11 protein-coding genes are annotated in these 14775 nt (G+C 67.6%); 7 read left to right on the forward strand and 4 right to left on the reverse strand.

Going from position 1 to position 14775, the window contains the following annotated elements:
* Window positions 1-37: 37 nt before the first annotated feature.
* Window positions 38-2389, reverse strand: a complete 2352-nt coding sequence (locus ACT89H_RS22470) for an arylsulfatase (protein ID WP_445110610.1) — start codon at window positions 2387-2389, stop codon at window positions 38-40.
* 639 nt (window positions 2390-3028) lie between these two features.
* Here ACT89H_RS22470 and gnd point away from each other — a divergent pair.
* Window positions 3029-4474 (forward strand): NADP-dependent phosphogluconate dehydrogenase, encoded by a 1446-nt coding sequence (gene gnd / locus ACT89H_RS22475; RefSeq protein WP_445110611.1) that lies wholly within the window; start codon window positions 3029-3031, stop codon window positions 4472-4474.
* Window positions 4475-4523: 49 nt separating this feature from the next.
* Here the strand turns inward: gnd and ACT89H_RS22480 are convergent, their stop codons facing one another.
* Window positions 4524-6488 carry a heavy metal translocating P-type ATPase gene (locus ACT89H_RS22480; protein WP_445110612.1) on the reverse strand — a complete coding sequence of 655 codons (1965 nt, stop codon included), beginning with the start codon at window positions 6486-6488 and terminating at the stop codon, window positions 4524-4526.
* A 93-nt stretch (window positions 6489-6581) separates the two neighbouring features.
* On the opposite strand from ACT89H_RS22480, the gene ACT89H_RS22485 reads away from it, so the two are divergent.
* On the forward strand, window positions 6582-6944 hold the full coding sequence (locus ACT89H_RS22485) for an ArsR/SmtB family transcription factor (RefSeq protein ID WP_445110613.1): 363 nt from the start codon (window positions 6582-6584) through the stop codon (window positions 6942-6944).
* 90 nt (window positions 6945-7034) lie between these two features.
* A complete protein-coding gene (locus tag ACT89H_RS22490; protein ID WP_445110614.1) occupies window positions 7035-7910 on the forward strand; it encodes an LLM class F420-dependent oxidoreductase in 876 nt (291 codons plus the stop codon).
* Window positions 7911-8004: 94 nt separating this feature from the next.
* Here the strand turns inward: ACT89H_RS22490 and ACT89H_RS22495 are convergent, their stop codons facing one another.
* Together ACT89H_RS22495 and ACT89H_RS22500 are read right to left on the reverse strand one after the other, a co-directional pair.
* Window positions 8005-8487: an adenosine-specific kinase gene (locus tag ACT89H_RS22495; RefSeq protein WP_445110615.1), complete on the reverse strand. Its 483-nt coding sequence runs from the start codon at window positions 8485-8487 to the stop codon at window positions 8005-8007.
* Between the two features lie 307 nt (window positions 8488-8794).
* Window positions 8795-9553 carry a PP2C family protein-serine/threonine phosphatase gene (locus tag ACT89H_RS22500; protein ID WP_445110616.1) on the reverse strand — a complete coding sequence of 253 codons (759 nt, stop codon included), beginning with the start codon at window positions 9551-9553 and terminating at the stop codon, window positions 8795-8797.
* Between the two features lie 633 nt (window positions 9554-10186).
* On the opposite strand from ACT89H_RS22500, the gene ACT89H_RS22505 reads away from it, so the two are divergent.
* From ACT89H_RS22505 to ACT89H_RS22520, 4 genes are all read left to right on the forward strand, one after another.
* Window positions 10187-11539, forward strand: a complete 1353-nt coding sequence (locus ACT89H_RS22505) for a hypothetical protein (RefSeq protein WP_445110617.1) — start codon at window positions 10187-10189, stop codon at window positions 11537-11539.
* A gap of 181 nt (window positions 11540-11720) precedes the next feature.
* Window positions 11721-13172, forward strand: coding sequence for a lipase maturation factor family protein (locus tag ACT89H_RS22510; protein WP_445110618.1), 1452 nt, complete (start codon window positions 11721-11723; stop codon window positions 13170-13172).
* Window positions 13173-13339: 167 nt separating this feature from the next.
* The gene (locus ACT89H_RS22515) at window positions 13340-13486 is read left to right on the forward strand and encodes a hypothetical protein (protein ID WP_445110619.1); all 147 of its coding nucleotides are present in this window, start codon (window positions 13340-13342) and stop codon (window positions 13484-13486) included.
* 166 nt (window positions 13487-13652) lie between these two features.
* Window positions 13653-14723: a mechanosensitive ion channel family protein gene (locus ACT89H_RS22520; protein ID WP_445110620.1), complete on the forward strand. Its 1071-nt coding sequence runs from the start codon at window positions 13653-13655 to the stop codon at window positions 14721-14723.
* Window positions 14724-14775 lie beyond the last annotated feature (52 nt).

The raw sequence follows: 14775 nt of genomic DNA on the forward strand, positions 1-14775 counted from the left end.
CCGGCGAGGCTGTTCCCGTGCCGAGTCGCGGTATCGGCTACTGCCGAGCCATGTGCATGCGCATCTCGCTCTTCGCGTCGGTGATCAGCTCCCCGGAGAGGTCGACGACGACCGTGCGCAACGTGCCGGTGAACCGGAACGGCGGCCGGTAATCGGGCACCACCGCGGAGCCCGGGTTGGCACCGCACGTCATCCCGCCGGGGTTGAACGCGACCGGCGTGATGAACGGGAAATCGGCTTCGGCGACCGGGCTGCGGTCGATGTAGAGCCGGGCGGTGCCAGGGGTGCCTATTCCGTTGGCGAAGTCCGGTGCGCCGGTGGGTTCGAACTCGAAGCGCAATTCGTGATGGCCTTCGGGAATCGACTGTGTCGAGGCGACGCGGTGCACGGCGCGCCGCACGTAGTTGTGGGCGTAGTGCAAGCGGCCGTCTTCGACATAGAAGGTCCAGCCTCCGGCATTGGTCCCCTGGCACAGCAGGACACCCTCGGCGCCGCCGGGCGGGATCTCCACCTCGGCGGTGACGCTGTGCGGGCGGTTCAGCACCCGCGGAGAGACCGCCGCGGGCAGTGTCTCGGTGTCCGGGCGCAGTGTGTATCTGGTCTGCGCGGGGGTGATCTGCGGCCGCTCCGCGATCAGGCGCTGCAACCCGCTGCTGTCGATGGGCAGCACGTTGTAGCGACCGGCTTCCACATACCACAGGGCGATCATCTCGATGAGCTTGTCGCGATGCTCGGCCGACAGGTCGCGAGTCTCGGCGAAGTCCTCGGCGACGTGGTACAGCTCCCAGTGGTGCGCGTCGAGCCTGCCGAGGTCGGCGGCCGTGATGGGGGTGCCGAATGGTCTGTCCGCCTCGGCGAAGGACGGGCCGGGCCACGGGCATACCGCCCGCCAGCCGTCGTGATCGATGGCCCGGTGGCCGAGCATTTCGAAGTACTGGGTGTGGTGGCGAGTCGGCGCGGTCGGATCGTCGAACGTGTGGGCGAAGCTGACACCGTGCAGGGGGGCCTGGGATACGCCCTTGATGGTGTCCGGTGGTTCGATGCCCAGCGCGTCGAGAACCGTGGGCACGATGTCGATCAGGTGCGCGTACTGGGTTCGCAGCTCGCCCCGCGCGGTGATGCCCCGCGGCCAGTGCACCAGGAAGGGATCGCTGACGCCACCGCGATAGGTTTCGCGCTTCCATCGCCGGAAGGGAGTGTTTCCCGCCCAGGTCCAGCCCCACGGATAGTGGTTGAACGTCGTCGGACCGCCGAGCTCGTCGATGGCCCGCATGCTGTCCTCGATCGATTCCGGGGCATTGTTGAAGAACTGCAGTTCGTTCGTGGTTCCGGTGACTCCGCCCTCCGGGCTGGCGCCGTTGTCGGACACCAGCATGATCAAGGTGTTGTCCAGTTCGCCGACCTCCTTCAGGAAGGACAGCAGCCTCCCGATGTGATGGTCGGTGTGGGTGAGGAATCCGGCGTAGACCTCCATCATCCGTGCCGCGAGGCGGCGGGCGTCGGCCGACAGCGAGTCCCAGTCCGGCACGTCGGGGTCACGACGGGAGAGCCGGGCGTCCCGCGGTACGACACCGAGCTCGCGCTGACGGTCGAAGGCGTACTCACGGTAGGCGTCCCAGCCGCCGTCGAAACGGCCGCGGTAGCGGTCGGCCCACTCGGTGGGCACGTGGTGCGGTGCGTGCGTGGCGCCGGTGCAGAAGTTCAAGAAGAACGGCTTGCCCGGGGCGACTTGCTTCGCGCTGGCGATGAAGGAGATCGCTTTGTCGACCAGGTCCGCGGTCAGGTGGTAGCCCTGGTCCGGGGTGGCGGGCGGCTCGACCTGATGATTGTCGTACACCAGGTCCGGATACCACTGGCTGGTATCGCCGCCGAGGAAACCGTAGAAGCGCTCGAAGCCCCGCCCGAGCGGCCAGCGATCATAGGGGCCTGCGGCCGATTCCTGCTCCGACGGCACCAAGTGCCATTTGCCGACCATGTAGGTGTTGTAGCCGTGCTGCAACAGCATCTCGGAGAGGAACCCGTTCTCGAACGGAATATTCCCGTTGTAGCCGGGATATCCGGTGGCGATCTCCGTGATGCCCGCCATGGCGTTGGCGTGATGGTTGCGCCCGGTGATGAGACACGAACGCGACGGTGAGCACAACGCGGTCGTGTGCATGTTGTTGTACAGCAATCCGTCCGCGGCCAAGGCGTCGATATGCGGTGTGGCGATGGGACTGCCGTAACACCCGAGTTGCCCGAACCCGGTGTCGTCCAGCACGATGAACACCAGATTCGGCGCGCCGGGCCTCGCCCGTACCGGTTGCGGCCACGCGGGACTCGACACGTCGGTCGTTCGCCCGATGACCCCGGGAAAAGCCGTTCCCGGCTTGTACTCCTCCAGTGACATCTACCCGCCCTCCGTCCTGCGGATGGACTGGACACCGCCAGCCTGGTTCTCGGAATGAACGCGTGCGATGCCACTGCGTCGACGAGCGGTGCCGCGGTGGCACTACGGAATCAGATGACGCGGCGCAGCCGCGTGGGTCCTCATCGTCGGAGAATCGACGTCGCCGGAGCGTCCGATATCGGTTTCTCGCCTATCCGCTGTCGCGACGTGAGTCACATGCTAGACGACGCCGGCGCGACTGTCAGTGCCGAAGGTGGACCGGTCGCCGCGTCGGCGGATGCGGAAGCCGTGCGACCGCAATCGACCGGTGTCGCGGCGAGGCGTTCGTCGAACGGATTGCCGCGTCCGAGCGCCTGGTCGTACTGGACGCGGCGGGGCATTGTCCGGTGGCGACGCCGGGCATCCAGCAGTGGGCCGACATGTTCGCCGAGATGCGTGGCCGGTTGGTCGCCGGTCCCGGGTCGGCCCGGACGTGTCGTCAGACCGCGCCGACGCCCACATCTGCGGCGCGCGATGCAATCCGTGCCCGCACCGGCGGGGTAGGTAAGGTCGGAACCGTCGTGGAAACGGACCCCACGATGCAGCCGCCGAACAGCTTCGCGCGGACGCGCCGCATTGTCGAACGAAGAGAGCTGATTGATGCCGACCTCTACAGCGCGTGCACAGATCGGGGTCACCGGTCTTGCGGTCATGGGTAGCAACATCGCACGGAACTTCGCCCGGAACGGCTATACCGTTGCGCTGCACAATCGCAGCGTCGCCAAGACCGACGCACTGCTCGAGGCCCACGGCGACGACGGCGACTTCGTCCGGACCGAAACGATCGAGGAATTCGTCGCCGCGCTGGAGAAGCCGCGCCGGGTGCTCGTCATGGTGAAGGCCGGCGCCGCGACCGACGCGGTCATCGAGGAACTCGCCGACGCGATGGAGCCGGGCGACATCATCATCGATGGCGGAAACGCCCTCTACACCGACACCATTCGGCGGGAAGCCGCGATGCGCGAGCGCGGGCTGAACTTCGTCGGAGCGGGCATCTCCGGTGGCGAGGAGGGCGCCCTGAACGGCCCCGCGATCATGCCGGGCGGCCCCAAGGAGTCCTACGAGTCGCTCGGGCCGCTGCTGGAATCCATCGCGGCGAAGGTCGACGGAACACCCTGCTGCACCCATATCGGCCCGGATGGCTCCGGACATTTCGTCAAGATGGTGCACAACGGCATCGAGTACGCCGATATGCAGCTGATCGGTGAGGCCTACCACCTGTTCCGCGACGCGCTCGGTTTCGACGCCAAGCAGATCGCCGACGTGTTCACCCAGTGGAACTCCGGCGATCTGGAGAGCTACCTCGTCGAGATCACCGCCGAGGTGCTGAATCAGGTCGACGCCAGGACGGGCAAGCCGCTGGTCGATGTGATCGTCGACGCGGCGGAGCAGAAGGGCACCGGACGCTGGACGGTGAAGTCCGCGCTCGACCTCGGCGTGCCGGTGACCGGCATCGCCGAAGCGGTGTTCGCGCGGGCACTGTCGGGTTCCCGCGAGCAGCGCAAGGCCGCGCGTGGTCTGGCTTCCGGCCGGCTGGCCGACAAGCCCACCGATGTGGAGCAGTTCACCGAAGATATCCGGCAGGCGCTCTACGCGTCGAAGGTGGTCGCCTACGCCCAGGGCTTCGACCAGATCGCCGCGGGCAGCGCCGAATACGACTGGAGCCTGCGCCCGGGCGATCTCGCGACGATCTGGCGGGGCGGCTGCATCATCCGTGCCCGATTCCTCAACCGGATCAAGGAAGCCTACGACGAGAACCCGGCACTGCCGAGCCTGATCCTCGCGCCGTACTTCCGCGAGGCGATCGAGACGGCCATCGACAGCTGGCGGCGCGTCGTGGCCACCGCGACCTTGCTCGGCATTCCGGTGCCCGCGTTCGCGTCGTCGCTGTCCTACTACGACGCACTGCGCGCCGAGCGCCTCCCGGCCGCGCTCACCCAGGGACAGCGCGATTTCTTCGGAGCGCACACCTACGAGCGTGTGGACGCCGAAGGCAAGTTCCACACGCAGTGGAGCGGTGACCGCAGCGAGGTTCGCGCCGACTAGCGGGACGCCCGGACGCGGTGCGGAATTCGTCGCGCACCGCGTCCGGGCGTTACCGTTGGTTCCGTGTTCCGGCAGCTCGCTCCCACGCCGCCCGGCGGAGCAGGCGCAGCCCGTTGAGCCCGACGAGGACGGTGGATCCCTCGTGCCCGGCGACGCCGAGTGGGAGCGGCAGGGTCCCGATGAGATCCCACGCGACCAGCACACCGATACAGGTCGCTGCGATGGCCAAGTTGGCGATCACCACCCGTCGCGCCTGCCGGGACAGCGCGATCACCGCCGGAATGGTGGTCAGGTCGTCGCGCACGACGACGGCGTCTGCGGTCCGCAAGGTCAGGTCGGATCCCGCACCGCCCATGGCGATGCCGACGTCGGCCGCGGCGAGCGCCGGGGCATCGTTGATGCCGTCACCGACCACGGTCACTTTCCGCCCGCCGGCCTGCAACTCGCGCACCGCGATCATCTTGTCGTCGGGCAGCAGTTCGGCCCGGACGTCGGTGATGCCGACCCGTGCGGCGAGTCGATCGGCGGTGGCGGTGTTGTCGCCGGTCAGCAGCACCGGCGCGCTGCCGGTCACCTCGGTCGTCGCGCGCACCGCCGCCACCGCTTCGGGCCGAAGCCGGTCGGTCAGCGCGAGCACTCCGATCGGTCGGTGCGCGCAGGTCACGACCACGGTGGTGTAGCCGCTCGCGTGCAGCGCGCCGACGGCCGTGTTGCTCGCGGGGTCGGGCCCCCACGCGGTGGGGGAGCCGACGCCGATCAGCCGGTCACCGACGCGGGCGGTCACGCCGCGACCGGGGTGGGCGGTGAACTCGGTGACGTCGGGTAGTCGCAGATCCCGGGCGCGGGCCGCGCGCACGATCGCCGCCGCGAGGGGGTGCTCGCTCGGGCGCTCGACGGCTGCGGCGAGCCGAAGCACCTCGGCGTCGGTGAATCGCTGATCGAGACAGCGCAGCTCGGCGAGTTCGGGAGTGCCGCGGGTCAGGGTGCCGGTCTTGTCGAAGGCGACGTGCGTGGTGGCGCCGAGTTTTTCCATCACCACCGCGGATTTGACCAGGACACCGTGACGACCCGCGTTGGCGATGGCCGCCAGCAGCGGCGGCATGGTGGCCAGCACCACCGCACAGGGGGAGGCGACGATCATGAACGTCATCGCTCGCAACAGCGCTCGCCGCACGCTGTCGCCGAGTAGCAGAGGGATGACGAACACCGCGACGGTGACCGCGACCATGCCGATGGAGTAGCGCTGTTCCACCTTCTCGATGAAGAGCTGAGTGCGCGACTTGGTTTGGGCGGCCTGCTCGACCAGGGCCGCGATCCGTGCGACCACAGAGTTCCGCGCACGGCGCTCGACGCGGATACGCAGGGTGCCCGTGCCGTTGAGGGTGCCCGCGAACACCTCGTCGCCCTCGGTCTTGTCCACCGGCAACGGTTCGCCGGTGATCGTGGCCTGATCGACCTCACTTCCGCCGGACAGGACCGTCGCGTCCGCGGCGATTCGCTCCCCGGGCCGTACCACCAGGATGTCGCCAACGCGCAGTTCGGTGGCGTGCACCGTCTCCTCCTCGCCGTTGCGTGCGAGCCGGGTCGCGGTCTCCGGTGTGAGGTCGAGCAGTCCGCGCACCGAGTCCTCGGTGCGGGCGGTGGCCAGCGATTCCAGGGCGCCGGAGGTGGCGAAGATGACGATCAGCAACGCGCCGTCGGCGATCTCACCGAGGGCCGCCGCTGCGATCGCAGCGGCGACCATGAGCAGGTCGACATCGAGCGTCTTGTCGCGTAGTGCCCGCAATCCGGCCCACCCGGGTTCCCAGCCGCCTGCGGCGTAGCAGGCCAGATACAGCCCCCAGTACATCCACTGGGGGCCGTCGGTCAGCTGCACCGCCAGCCCGGCGCAGAAGAACGCCACAGCCGCCGCGGCCCAACGCGCTTCGGGCAGGGCGAACAGCCGGGTCCGGCGCATTGGCACGCGGCCGGATGGCGGAGTCGGACGGGTCGGCGCGAGCGTCGGCGCGGCCACAGGTCACCTCCAGGACGGCAACGAACAGACGGGCAGACCATATCAGAAAATATGAACAGGTCTTCATTTGTTCCTAGAGTATGCTGTTCAGTCATGGGACACGGTGTCGAGGGCAGGGACCGTCCCGCCGTGCGCCTGGATCCCGAATCGGCCACCCATGTGGCGACCACATTGCAGGCGCTGGCCACGCCGAGCCGCTTGATGATCCTCACCGAACTGCGTCAGGGCCCGCGGCCGGTGAGCGCGCTGGCCGAGGCCATCGGCATGGAACAGTCCGCTGTCTCCCACCAGCTTCGGCTGCTGCGCAATCTGGGTCTGGTCACCGGCACCCGCACCGGCCGCAGCATCGTCTACAGCCTCTACGACAACCACGTCGCGCAATTGCTGGACGAGGCGATCTACCACAGCGAACACCTGCGACTCGGGTTGTCCGACCGCCCCGAAGCCGCAGGCTGACCACCCGGATCGAGCCGCCGCTTGACCTAGAGCGCACTCCAGCACTTAGTGTGCGCTCGTACTGGGTTGTCCAGCGGAAGGGATCACTTCATGGAGCTCGGGTTTCATCTACCAATCTTCGATATCGACGGTGGCACCACTGCCATCGCCGGTGAGCTGGCGCGGGTGGGCGCGACCGCGGAGGAATCCGGGGCGACCTGGCTGTCGTTCATGGACCACTACTTCCAGATCGAGCCGACCGGCCTGCCCGCGGAGGCCAACATGCTGGAGGGGTACACCACCCTCGGCTACCTGGCCGCGCACACGTCGCGCATCGACCTCGGCCTGCTCGTCACCGGCGTGACCTACCGCCACCCCGGCCTGCTCGCCAAGATCGTCACCACCCTCGATGTCCTCTCGGGCGGGCGGGCGGTCCTCGGGATCGGCGCCGCGTGGTTCGAGCGCGAACACCGCGGGCTCGGCGTGCCGTACCCACCGACTGCCGAACGGTTCGAGCGGCTGGAGGAGACGCTGCGCATCTGCCGCCAGATGTGGGACCCGCAGGACAACGGGCCCTTCGACGGAAAGTACTACCAGCTGGCCGAGACGCTGTGTTCGCCGCAGCCGATCAACCGGCCGAAGCTGCTGATCGGCGGTGGGGGAGAGCGCAAGACGCTGCGGTTGGTCGCGCAGTACGGCGACGCCTGCAACCTGTTCGGCTCCTCCCCGGCGGATGTCGAGCACAAGCTCGACGTGCTGCGCAGGCATTGCGACGACGTCGGCCGCGACTATGACGAGATCCGCAAGACCATCCTCGCGAACAATCCGCGGCCGAACCCGGAAAACCGCGACGAATTCGTCCGGCACATGGCCGACTACGCCAAACTCGGCATCGGGACCGCCATCGTCACTCCCACTACCGGCTCACCGGCGGCCTGGATCGATGGCATGGCGCCTGCTGTCCGGCAACTGGCGGAACTCGGCTGAGCTCTCCGGCGCGGGCCCGGACAGCTTGCGAGTTCCGGGCCCGGATGGTGCGGCGCTCACGCGATACCACCGGGCGGGCCGTTGGATCGTGGTTCTACAGTTTGTAGCCGATCTGGCGCAACAGATGCTTGCGGGCCGCCTGGTCGTCGGCATTCTCCACACCGAGCGGGGCCGAACCGTCGATCACGCCGATAATTCCTCTGCCGAGCTCCGTCTCGGCGATCAGAACCTCGACGGGGTTGGCTGTGGCGCAGTAGATTCCGCATACTTCCGGCACCTGCTGCACGGCGTTGAGTACGTTGACGGGGTATCCCTCGCGGAGAAAGACGATGAACGAGTGTCCCGCGCCGATGTCGACCGCGTTCTTCGTGGCGAGCTCGACGAGCGCGTCGTCGTTACCGGAACAGCGCACCAGGCACGGTCCGGAGGCCTCGCAGAACGCCAGCCCGAAGCGCAAGTGGGGACCGACCCCGACCAGCGCCTCGTGCAGGTCTTCCACGGTCTTGATGAAGTGGGACTGTCCGAGGACGACGTTGAGATCGTCCGGTTTGTCGATACGCACGGCTGTCAACTCCACAGCGACATACTGCGCCCTACCCACGTCGATTCATAGCATTTCGACATTTGTACCGCACGCGTCGTGCGCGGTCGCGTGACCGCCCGCAGTGGGGACGCACCAGCCTGAGGGCAGTCATCGCACCCGTCGGTGGCTTGTGCATGGCCGGAGCGAATGCGGAGGTACGTCTGGTGGGTGTGGTCGGGCTTGTCCCGTCGGTAGCCTGCGCATGGCCGGAGCGAATGCGGAGGTACGTCTGGTGCGCATGGCCGGAGCGAATGCGGAGGTACGTCTGGTGCGCATGGCCGGAGCGAATGCGGAGGTACGCCTATGCCCCGCCGGGCCGGGAAGGCAGGTCGACGACCAGTGCGGTGGCGTTGTCCCTTCCACCAGCCCGGAGGGCGGCGTCCACCAAGGTGTTCGCGACCGTGGGAGCCCCGTCGCTCTGCGCAAGGATGGCTTTGACCGCGGCGATCCCGAGTGGCTTGTGTACACCGTCGGTGCTCAACAGCAGTCTGCCTGTGCTCGACCCGGTGACGGCGTACCCGATCGCGTCCGGCCGTACGGTGCGCGCCGAGGTGGTGACCAGGTGGTGCATCCGCGGTCCGGGATCGATCTCGCGGGCTCGATACAGCTCGGCGACGGTGTGGTCGGTGGTGATCTGATGCAGCACCCGCCCGTTCCAGCGATACGCGCGACAGTCACCGACCCAGGCCACCTCACAGGGGCCGTCGAGTCCACCGGCGGCCGGAAAAACCGCGACCACGAGCACGCTGTCGGCCGAAGGCTCGGGAACCTCCCGCAGCAGTTCCTCTTGGGCCGCGAGAATTCCCGCGCGTGCTCCGTCGCCCGCGGCGGCGCGTGCCGCCGCGGCGGCGACCGTGCGTGCCGCGCGGGCGCCGAGCAGATGATCTCCGACGCCATCGGCGACGACGTACGCGGTCGCTCCGGTGTCCGCGTTGGTCTCGGCCGCGACCGCGTCGGCGTTGATCGATCGTGACGCGCGCCGACTAGCCGAAGCGCTCATCGCCCCGCCCAACCACGATGTCTCGATGCGCGGCATGCTCGCGGTGGTGCCGGTAGACATGAACTGGTCTCCTCGGGGTTGGGCTCTGAGTGCTGCCGACCAGCACCTGTCCAGGACACCGCATCAGTATTTGGGCTTGGCGAGAGTCCGTTGTGTGAATGCTGAGAATTCGCTCTCGATCAGGTCACGGCCGGAGTCCCGGTCGGGTGAGCTGCGCGGTTGCGACCGCAGAGGACATCGTCGCGGGATGCCGCCGGCGGGGACGTACGTGGGGCCGCACTGATCGCTCACCGGTGGCCATCGCGGGCATGGACCTGTGCTTCTACGCGGCGCCGGCATGGAGCCCGCGGTGGCCGCGGGCGTCGGGTTCCCGCGTCCACGCTCGTGCCTGTGGCGATCGAGGGTGTGCCGACGTGGCGGTGTCCAGCGCAGTAGACAAAGCCACCTAGGGTTTCGGATGTCGGCATCGCTCGCGCGCTTGCGTCGCGGCTGCCGGCAGACATGATGACTAGGCAAAATGCGTTCCGCAGGCTGCGATTTCGGTCGCGGGAGAAGTTGTCGGTGACGTAGACAACAGCCGAAACTCGGTTGAATTCCCAGCCCTATCGGCGGGTACGTGATCGAATGCCCTGCAACTGAAGTCTCGAACCCGTGTGACGAATCACGGGTGTAATAATCCGGGAGGTTGTGGCTGTGGTCGACGCAAGCGTGCCCACGCTGCGTCCGTCCGAGCTGGAGAGGTTGGCTCAGCTCGACGAACACAACGAACTTTCCGCAGACCAGGTGCGATCGAGCTCGCAGCGGCTGGGCGTGCCGGAGGACGACCTGTGGCGGTGGCTGGGCGAGCGCCGCGATGCGTCCGCGCCTACCAGACGCATCGATCTCCCCGAGCAGGATCTCCCCGAGCAGCCGACCACCCGCGTCGATGTTGCCGAGCAGCCGACCACCCGCATCGGCGTCCCTGATCCGCCCACCACTCGGATCGACGGCCCGGAGCCACCGACCAGGCAGGTGGGATATGGCCGGATCGATCACCGGCCGTCCCGCATCATCACGCTTCCCGAGGCGGCCGGAGGCGGGCTGCTGCCGCAGATCTCCGACGGGAACGTCACGACCTTCCGGGCCGATGCCTACCGGAACCTGCCACCGGAAGAATTCGCGCGCATCGATGCCGTCTACACCGACGGGATCCAGACGGCCTGCCGGTGGCTGGCCGAACACACCGGACGACCGTGCCGGCACGACCTGAACCAGAACGGCGTCGGCAGCCGGCTGGGGCCGCGGGGGGCGGGGCTGGCCGAATACATGCTTTCGGTACTGCAACCTCGTCTCACCGTGCCGGACCGAATCCAGCAGGGCGCCGGTGTGGTGGACGAGTGGAACGACATTCTCGGCCTGTACCGGTTCCTCGGCACCCTGGTCGCCGACAGTCCCAGCCGCGGGCACACCATCACGCGACTGCGTGGCGCGCAAGCGGCGTTCCTGCTGCACGCGCTGCGCTTGGATCTGCCGCACGACCTGGCCTACTCGGTCGGTCCAGGGCTGACGACGGTACCGGTCGATGACGACATCGTCGCCCGGGTCCGGGCCAGGACCGCCGATCCGGTGGACGCGGCGGCGATCGTCACGGCGCTGTTCACCGGAGCCACCGCGATGGAACTCAACGCCATCCCATGCGTCGCGCTCACCGCGGACGCGCTGATCTTCAACGGCCCGATCGGTTACACCCATGCTCCCGACCTGTATGTGTGGGTGATACCGCCACCGGCGCGGCCTCTGCTCTACGAAGCCCGCGTCCACCAGGAATCGCGCCCCACCCCCGGCACCAAACTGTTCGCAGGCGCCGTCGGCGGAGCGGGTTTCCGTCTCCGCAGGCTCGCCGCGACGTGCGAGGTGACGCTGCCGGATCTGTACCACTGGCACCACAGCTGGATCCGCGCAGCCGGACTGCTGCGGAAGTCCGAACAACCGACGCCGGTCCGCAATACCGATCTGCTCTTCGGCCTGAAACTCGCGCCTCGGCCACGCCGCCGCCGCGCACGCTGACGCCAGGCGCCGAGCAGTTCCCCGCGTCGTCGGGCAGATGGCGGGGCCTGTTGCCATGAGACGCGGCTGCCGAACCCAACCCACGTAGCACAGCCTTACCGGATGCAGTACGTGTTTCCCCGCTGCCGGGCTGGGTATGCGGGCCGGAGGACGAAGGTCCGCGGTCGGAGGAGTTGCGGGCATGGACTGGTTCACCGCATCCGAATACTGGTTGAGCAGGCAGCTGCTGACCCGCGGTGTCGCGGCCGTCTATCTGATCGGCTTCGTCGTCGCCGCCCGCCAATTCCGGGCGCTGATCGGGGAGCACGGCATGCTGCCGGTGCCGCGCTGGCTGGCCCGGCGGTCGTTCCGGCGCACGCCGAGTATTTTCCATGTCCACTACTCCGACCGCTTCTTCGCGGTCGTTTCCTGGTTCGGTGTGGCGCTGTCCGCGGCGATGGTGGCCGGCGCCGCCGATCTGGTGCCGCTGTGGGCGGCGATGCTGATGTGGACGCTGCTGTGGGTGCTCTACCTGTCGATCGTCAACGTGGGACAGGACTGGTACGCGTTCGGCTGGGAGTCACTGCTGCTGGAGTGCGGGTTCCTGGTGATATTCCTCGGTAACGACCGCACCGCGCCGCCGGTGCTGGTGCTGTGGCTCGCCCGCTGGTTGCTGTTCCGCGTGGAGTTCGGCGCCGGGCTGATCAAACTGCGCGGTGACCGGTGCTGGCGCGATCTGACCTGCCTGTACTACCACCACGAGACGCAGCCGATGCCGGGACCGCTGAGCTGGTTGTTCCACCACCTGCCCAAGCCGCTGCATCGGGCGGAGGTGCTGGGCAATCATTTCGCACAGCTGGTCGTGCCCTTCGGTTTGTTCGCCCCGCAGCCGGTGGCGAGTATCGCCGCGGCAATCATCGTGATCACCCAACTGTGGCTGGTGCTGTCCGGAAATTTCGCCTGGCTGAACTGGCTGACGATCATCCTCGCGTGTGGCGCCGTCAGCGACTCCGCGGCCGCGGCGGTGCTGCCGGTGCCACAACCGCCGTCGCTGCCGGCACCGCCGCCGTGGTTCGCGGGCTCGGTGATCGCCTTCACCGCGCTGGTGGTCTTCCTGAGTTACCGGCCCGCGCGCAATCTCGTCTCCAGTCATCAGGCCATGAACCGGTCGTTCGACCCCTATCACTTGGTCAACACCTACGGCGCGTTCGGCAGCATCGGCCGCACCCGCTACGAGGTGGTCGTCGAAGGCACCGACGAGCCGACCGTCAGCGGCCGGACGCAGTGGAAGGAGTACGAGTTCAAGGGCAAACCCGGTGATCCACGCCGTCTGCCGCGCCAATGGGCCCCCTACCACCTACGGCTGGACTGGCTCATGTGGTTCGCCGCCGCCTCACCGCGATACGCGCAGTCGTGGCTCGGCCCCTTCTTGGCGCGGCTGTTGGAAAACGACGCGGCCACCCTGCGACTGCTCCGGCACAATCCGTTCCAGGAAGCCGCGCCGCGCTTCGTCCGGGCGCAACTGTATCTGTACCGCTTCACCACATTTCGCGAGTGGGCTCGCACCCGGGCGTGGTGGGACCGCACGCTGGTGACGCGATACGTTCCGCCCCTATCGCTGGACGACCTGCATTACCGCAGCCAGTACGGCTGACGATGACGCTCGGATCGGCCACTGCGCTCGACCTGAGAATCCCTGACACACAACGGCGTGCGCCCGTAGGACGCCGTGAAGCGTGGCATTCGCCACAGTGGCGTGGCGACGATGGGCGGCGAAAGCGGGTATGCGCCTGGATGACGCAACCGACCGAAGGAGGATGTATGTCCATCTCGGCCTCGCGCTCGCAGTATCGCGCCGCTCGACGCGGTGACAGCGGTTGTCCCGGCACGGAGGGTCCCGTCGAATGGACCATCGCGGCATGGGTCCTGGTGTTGACCGTGCTGAGCATGGCGCTGGCGCTCCTGTAGGAGCACCACCTCGGTCGGATGACGGGCCGCTTCGCCGGCGCCGGAATCGAAGCATTGCACTCACCTGTGCGGAGCCGAGCAGCATCGAGTGTTCGAGGTTCCTTGCCGATGCGGCGAAAACAGTGCATCGCACGGGCGAGTGGACGAGGAGAAGGAGTTCGATCCGTTGGAAGCAGTATTACGGCCGCTCATCGTGCTTCTCGGTACGGTGGCCATCACCGTGACAGCCGGTCTGCTGATCGATCGCTTACTGTGTTACAGCGCCCGCAGACGTCCGGGCAACCAACTCCCCACATTGTTGCGCCGGGTGCAGTTGCCTGTGCAGATGTTGCTCGGCGCGTTGGCGTTGCACGCCACTTATCCGCTGGCGCGATTCGAACTGCGCCAGGATGCGATGATCCGTACGGCCCTGGCAACGGCGGCGATCATGGCGGCGGCATGGGTGGTCATCCGTGCCGCCGACGCGGTAGCGGAGAACACGCTGCGTTCGTACGCCCGGCGCACCCAGGACATCACACGGGTGCGGCAATTGCGTACCCAACTCGGCCTGGTGCGCCGGATCATCACGTCGGTACTGGTGGTTACGACCGCCGCCGTCGTGATCCTGCTTCTGGTTCCGAGTTTGCGGACCCTGGGTACCTCGCTGCTGGCCTCCGCGGGGGTGATCGGCATCATCGCCGGTGTCGCCGCGCAGTCGACGTTGAGCAACCTGATCGCCGGATTGCAGATCGCGTTCGGCGACTCGGTCAAGATCGGGGACACCGTGGTGGTGGAAGGGGAGTGGGGCATCGTGGAGGAGATCACTCTGGCGTTCCTCACCGTGCGGATCTGGGACGACCGGCGGCTGACCATGCCGGTCTCCTACTTCAACAACAAGCCGTACGAGAACTGGTCGCGTGGCGGCCCGCAGATCACCGGGACGGTCTTCCTCTATCTGGACCACAGCACACCGGTGCCACTCCTGCGTGAGCATTTGCAGGAGTACCTGCGAACGCGCGCGGAGTGGGACGGCCGCGCCTGGAGTCTGCAGGTCACCGACAGCACGCCGACCAACATCGTGGTGCGCGCGACGATGTCGGCGGCCGATGCCGACGACGTGTGGAATCTGCGCTGCGCGGTCCGCGAGGAAATGCTCGGCTGGCTCGGCCGCAATCATCCCTACGCGCTGCCGAAGATCTCCACTGCGATCACCGGCTCCGCCACCGGCGATCGTCAGTTGGCGCTGGTGGGCGACTGAGGCTACTCGGCACGGGCCGACTCACCGTCCCACTCGCGCGGCACGTGTCCGA

The organism is Nocardia aegles (genome assembly GCF_052545135.1).

Excerpts from the sequence above, each read along its gene's own strand:
- ACT89H_RS22515 (WP_445110619.1), top strand. The coding sequence starts at position 13,340 with ATGTCCATCTCGGCCTCGCGCTCGCAGTATCGCGCCGCTCGACGCGGT.
- gnd (WP_445110611.1), top strand. The coding sequence starts at position 3,029 with ATGCCGACCTCTACAGCGCGTGCACAGATCGGGGTCACCGGTCTTGCG.
- ACT89H_RS22510 (WP_445110618.1), top strand. The coding sequence starts at position 11,721 with ATGGACTGGTTCACCGCATCCGAATACTGGTTGAGCAGGCAGCTGCTG.
- ACT89H_RS22470 (WP_445110610.1), bottom strand. The coding sequence starts at position 2,389 with ATGTCACTGGAGGAGTACAAGCCGGGAACGGCTTTTCCCGGGGTCATC.
- ACT89H_RS22490 (WP_445110614.1), top strand. The coding sequence starts at position 7,035 with ATGGAGCTCGGGTTTCATCTACCAATCTTCGATATCGACGGTGGCACC.
- ACT89H_RS22485 (WP_445110613.1), top strand. The coding sequence starts at position 6,582 with ATGGGACACGGTGTCGAGGGCAGGGACCGTCCCGCCGTGCGCCTGGAT.
- ACT89H_RS22500 (WP_445110616.1), bottom strand. The coding sequence starts at position 9,553 with ATGTCTACCGGCACCACCGCGAGCATGCCGCGCATCGAGACATCGTGG.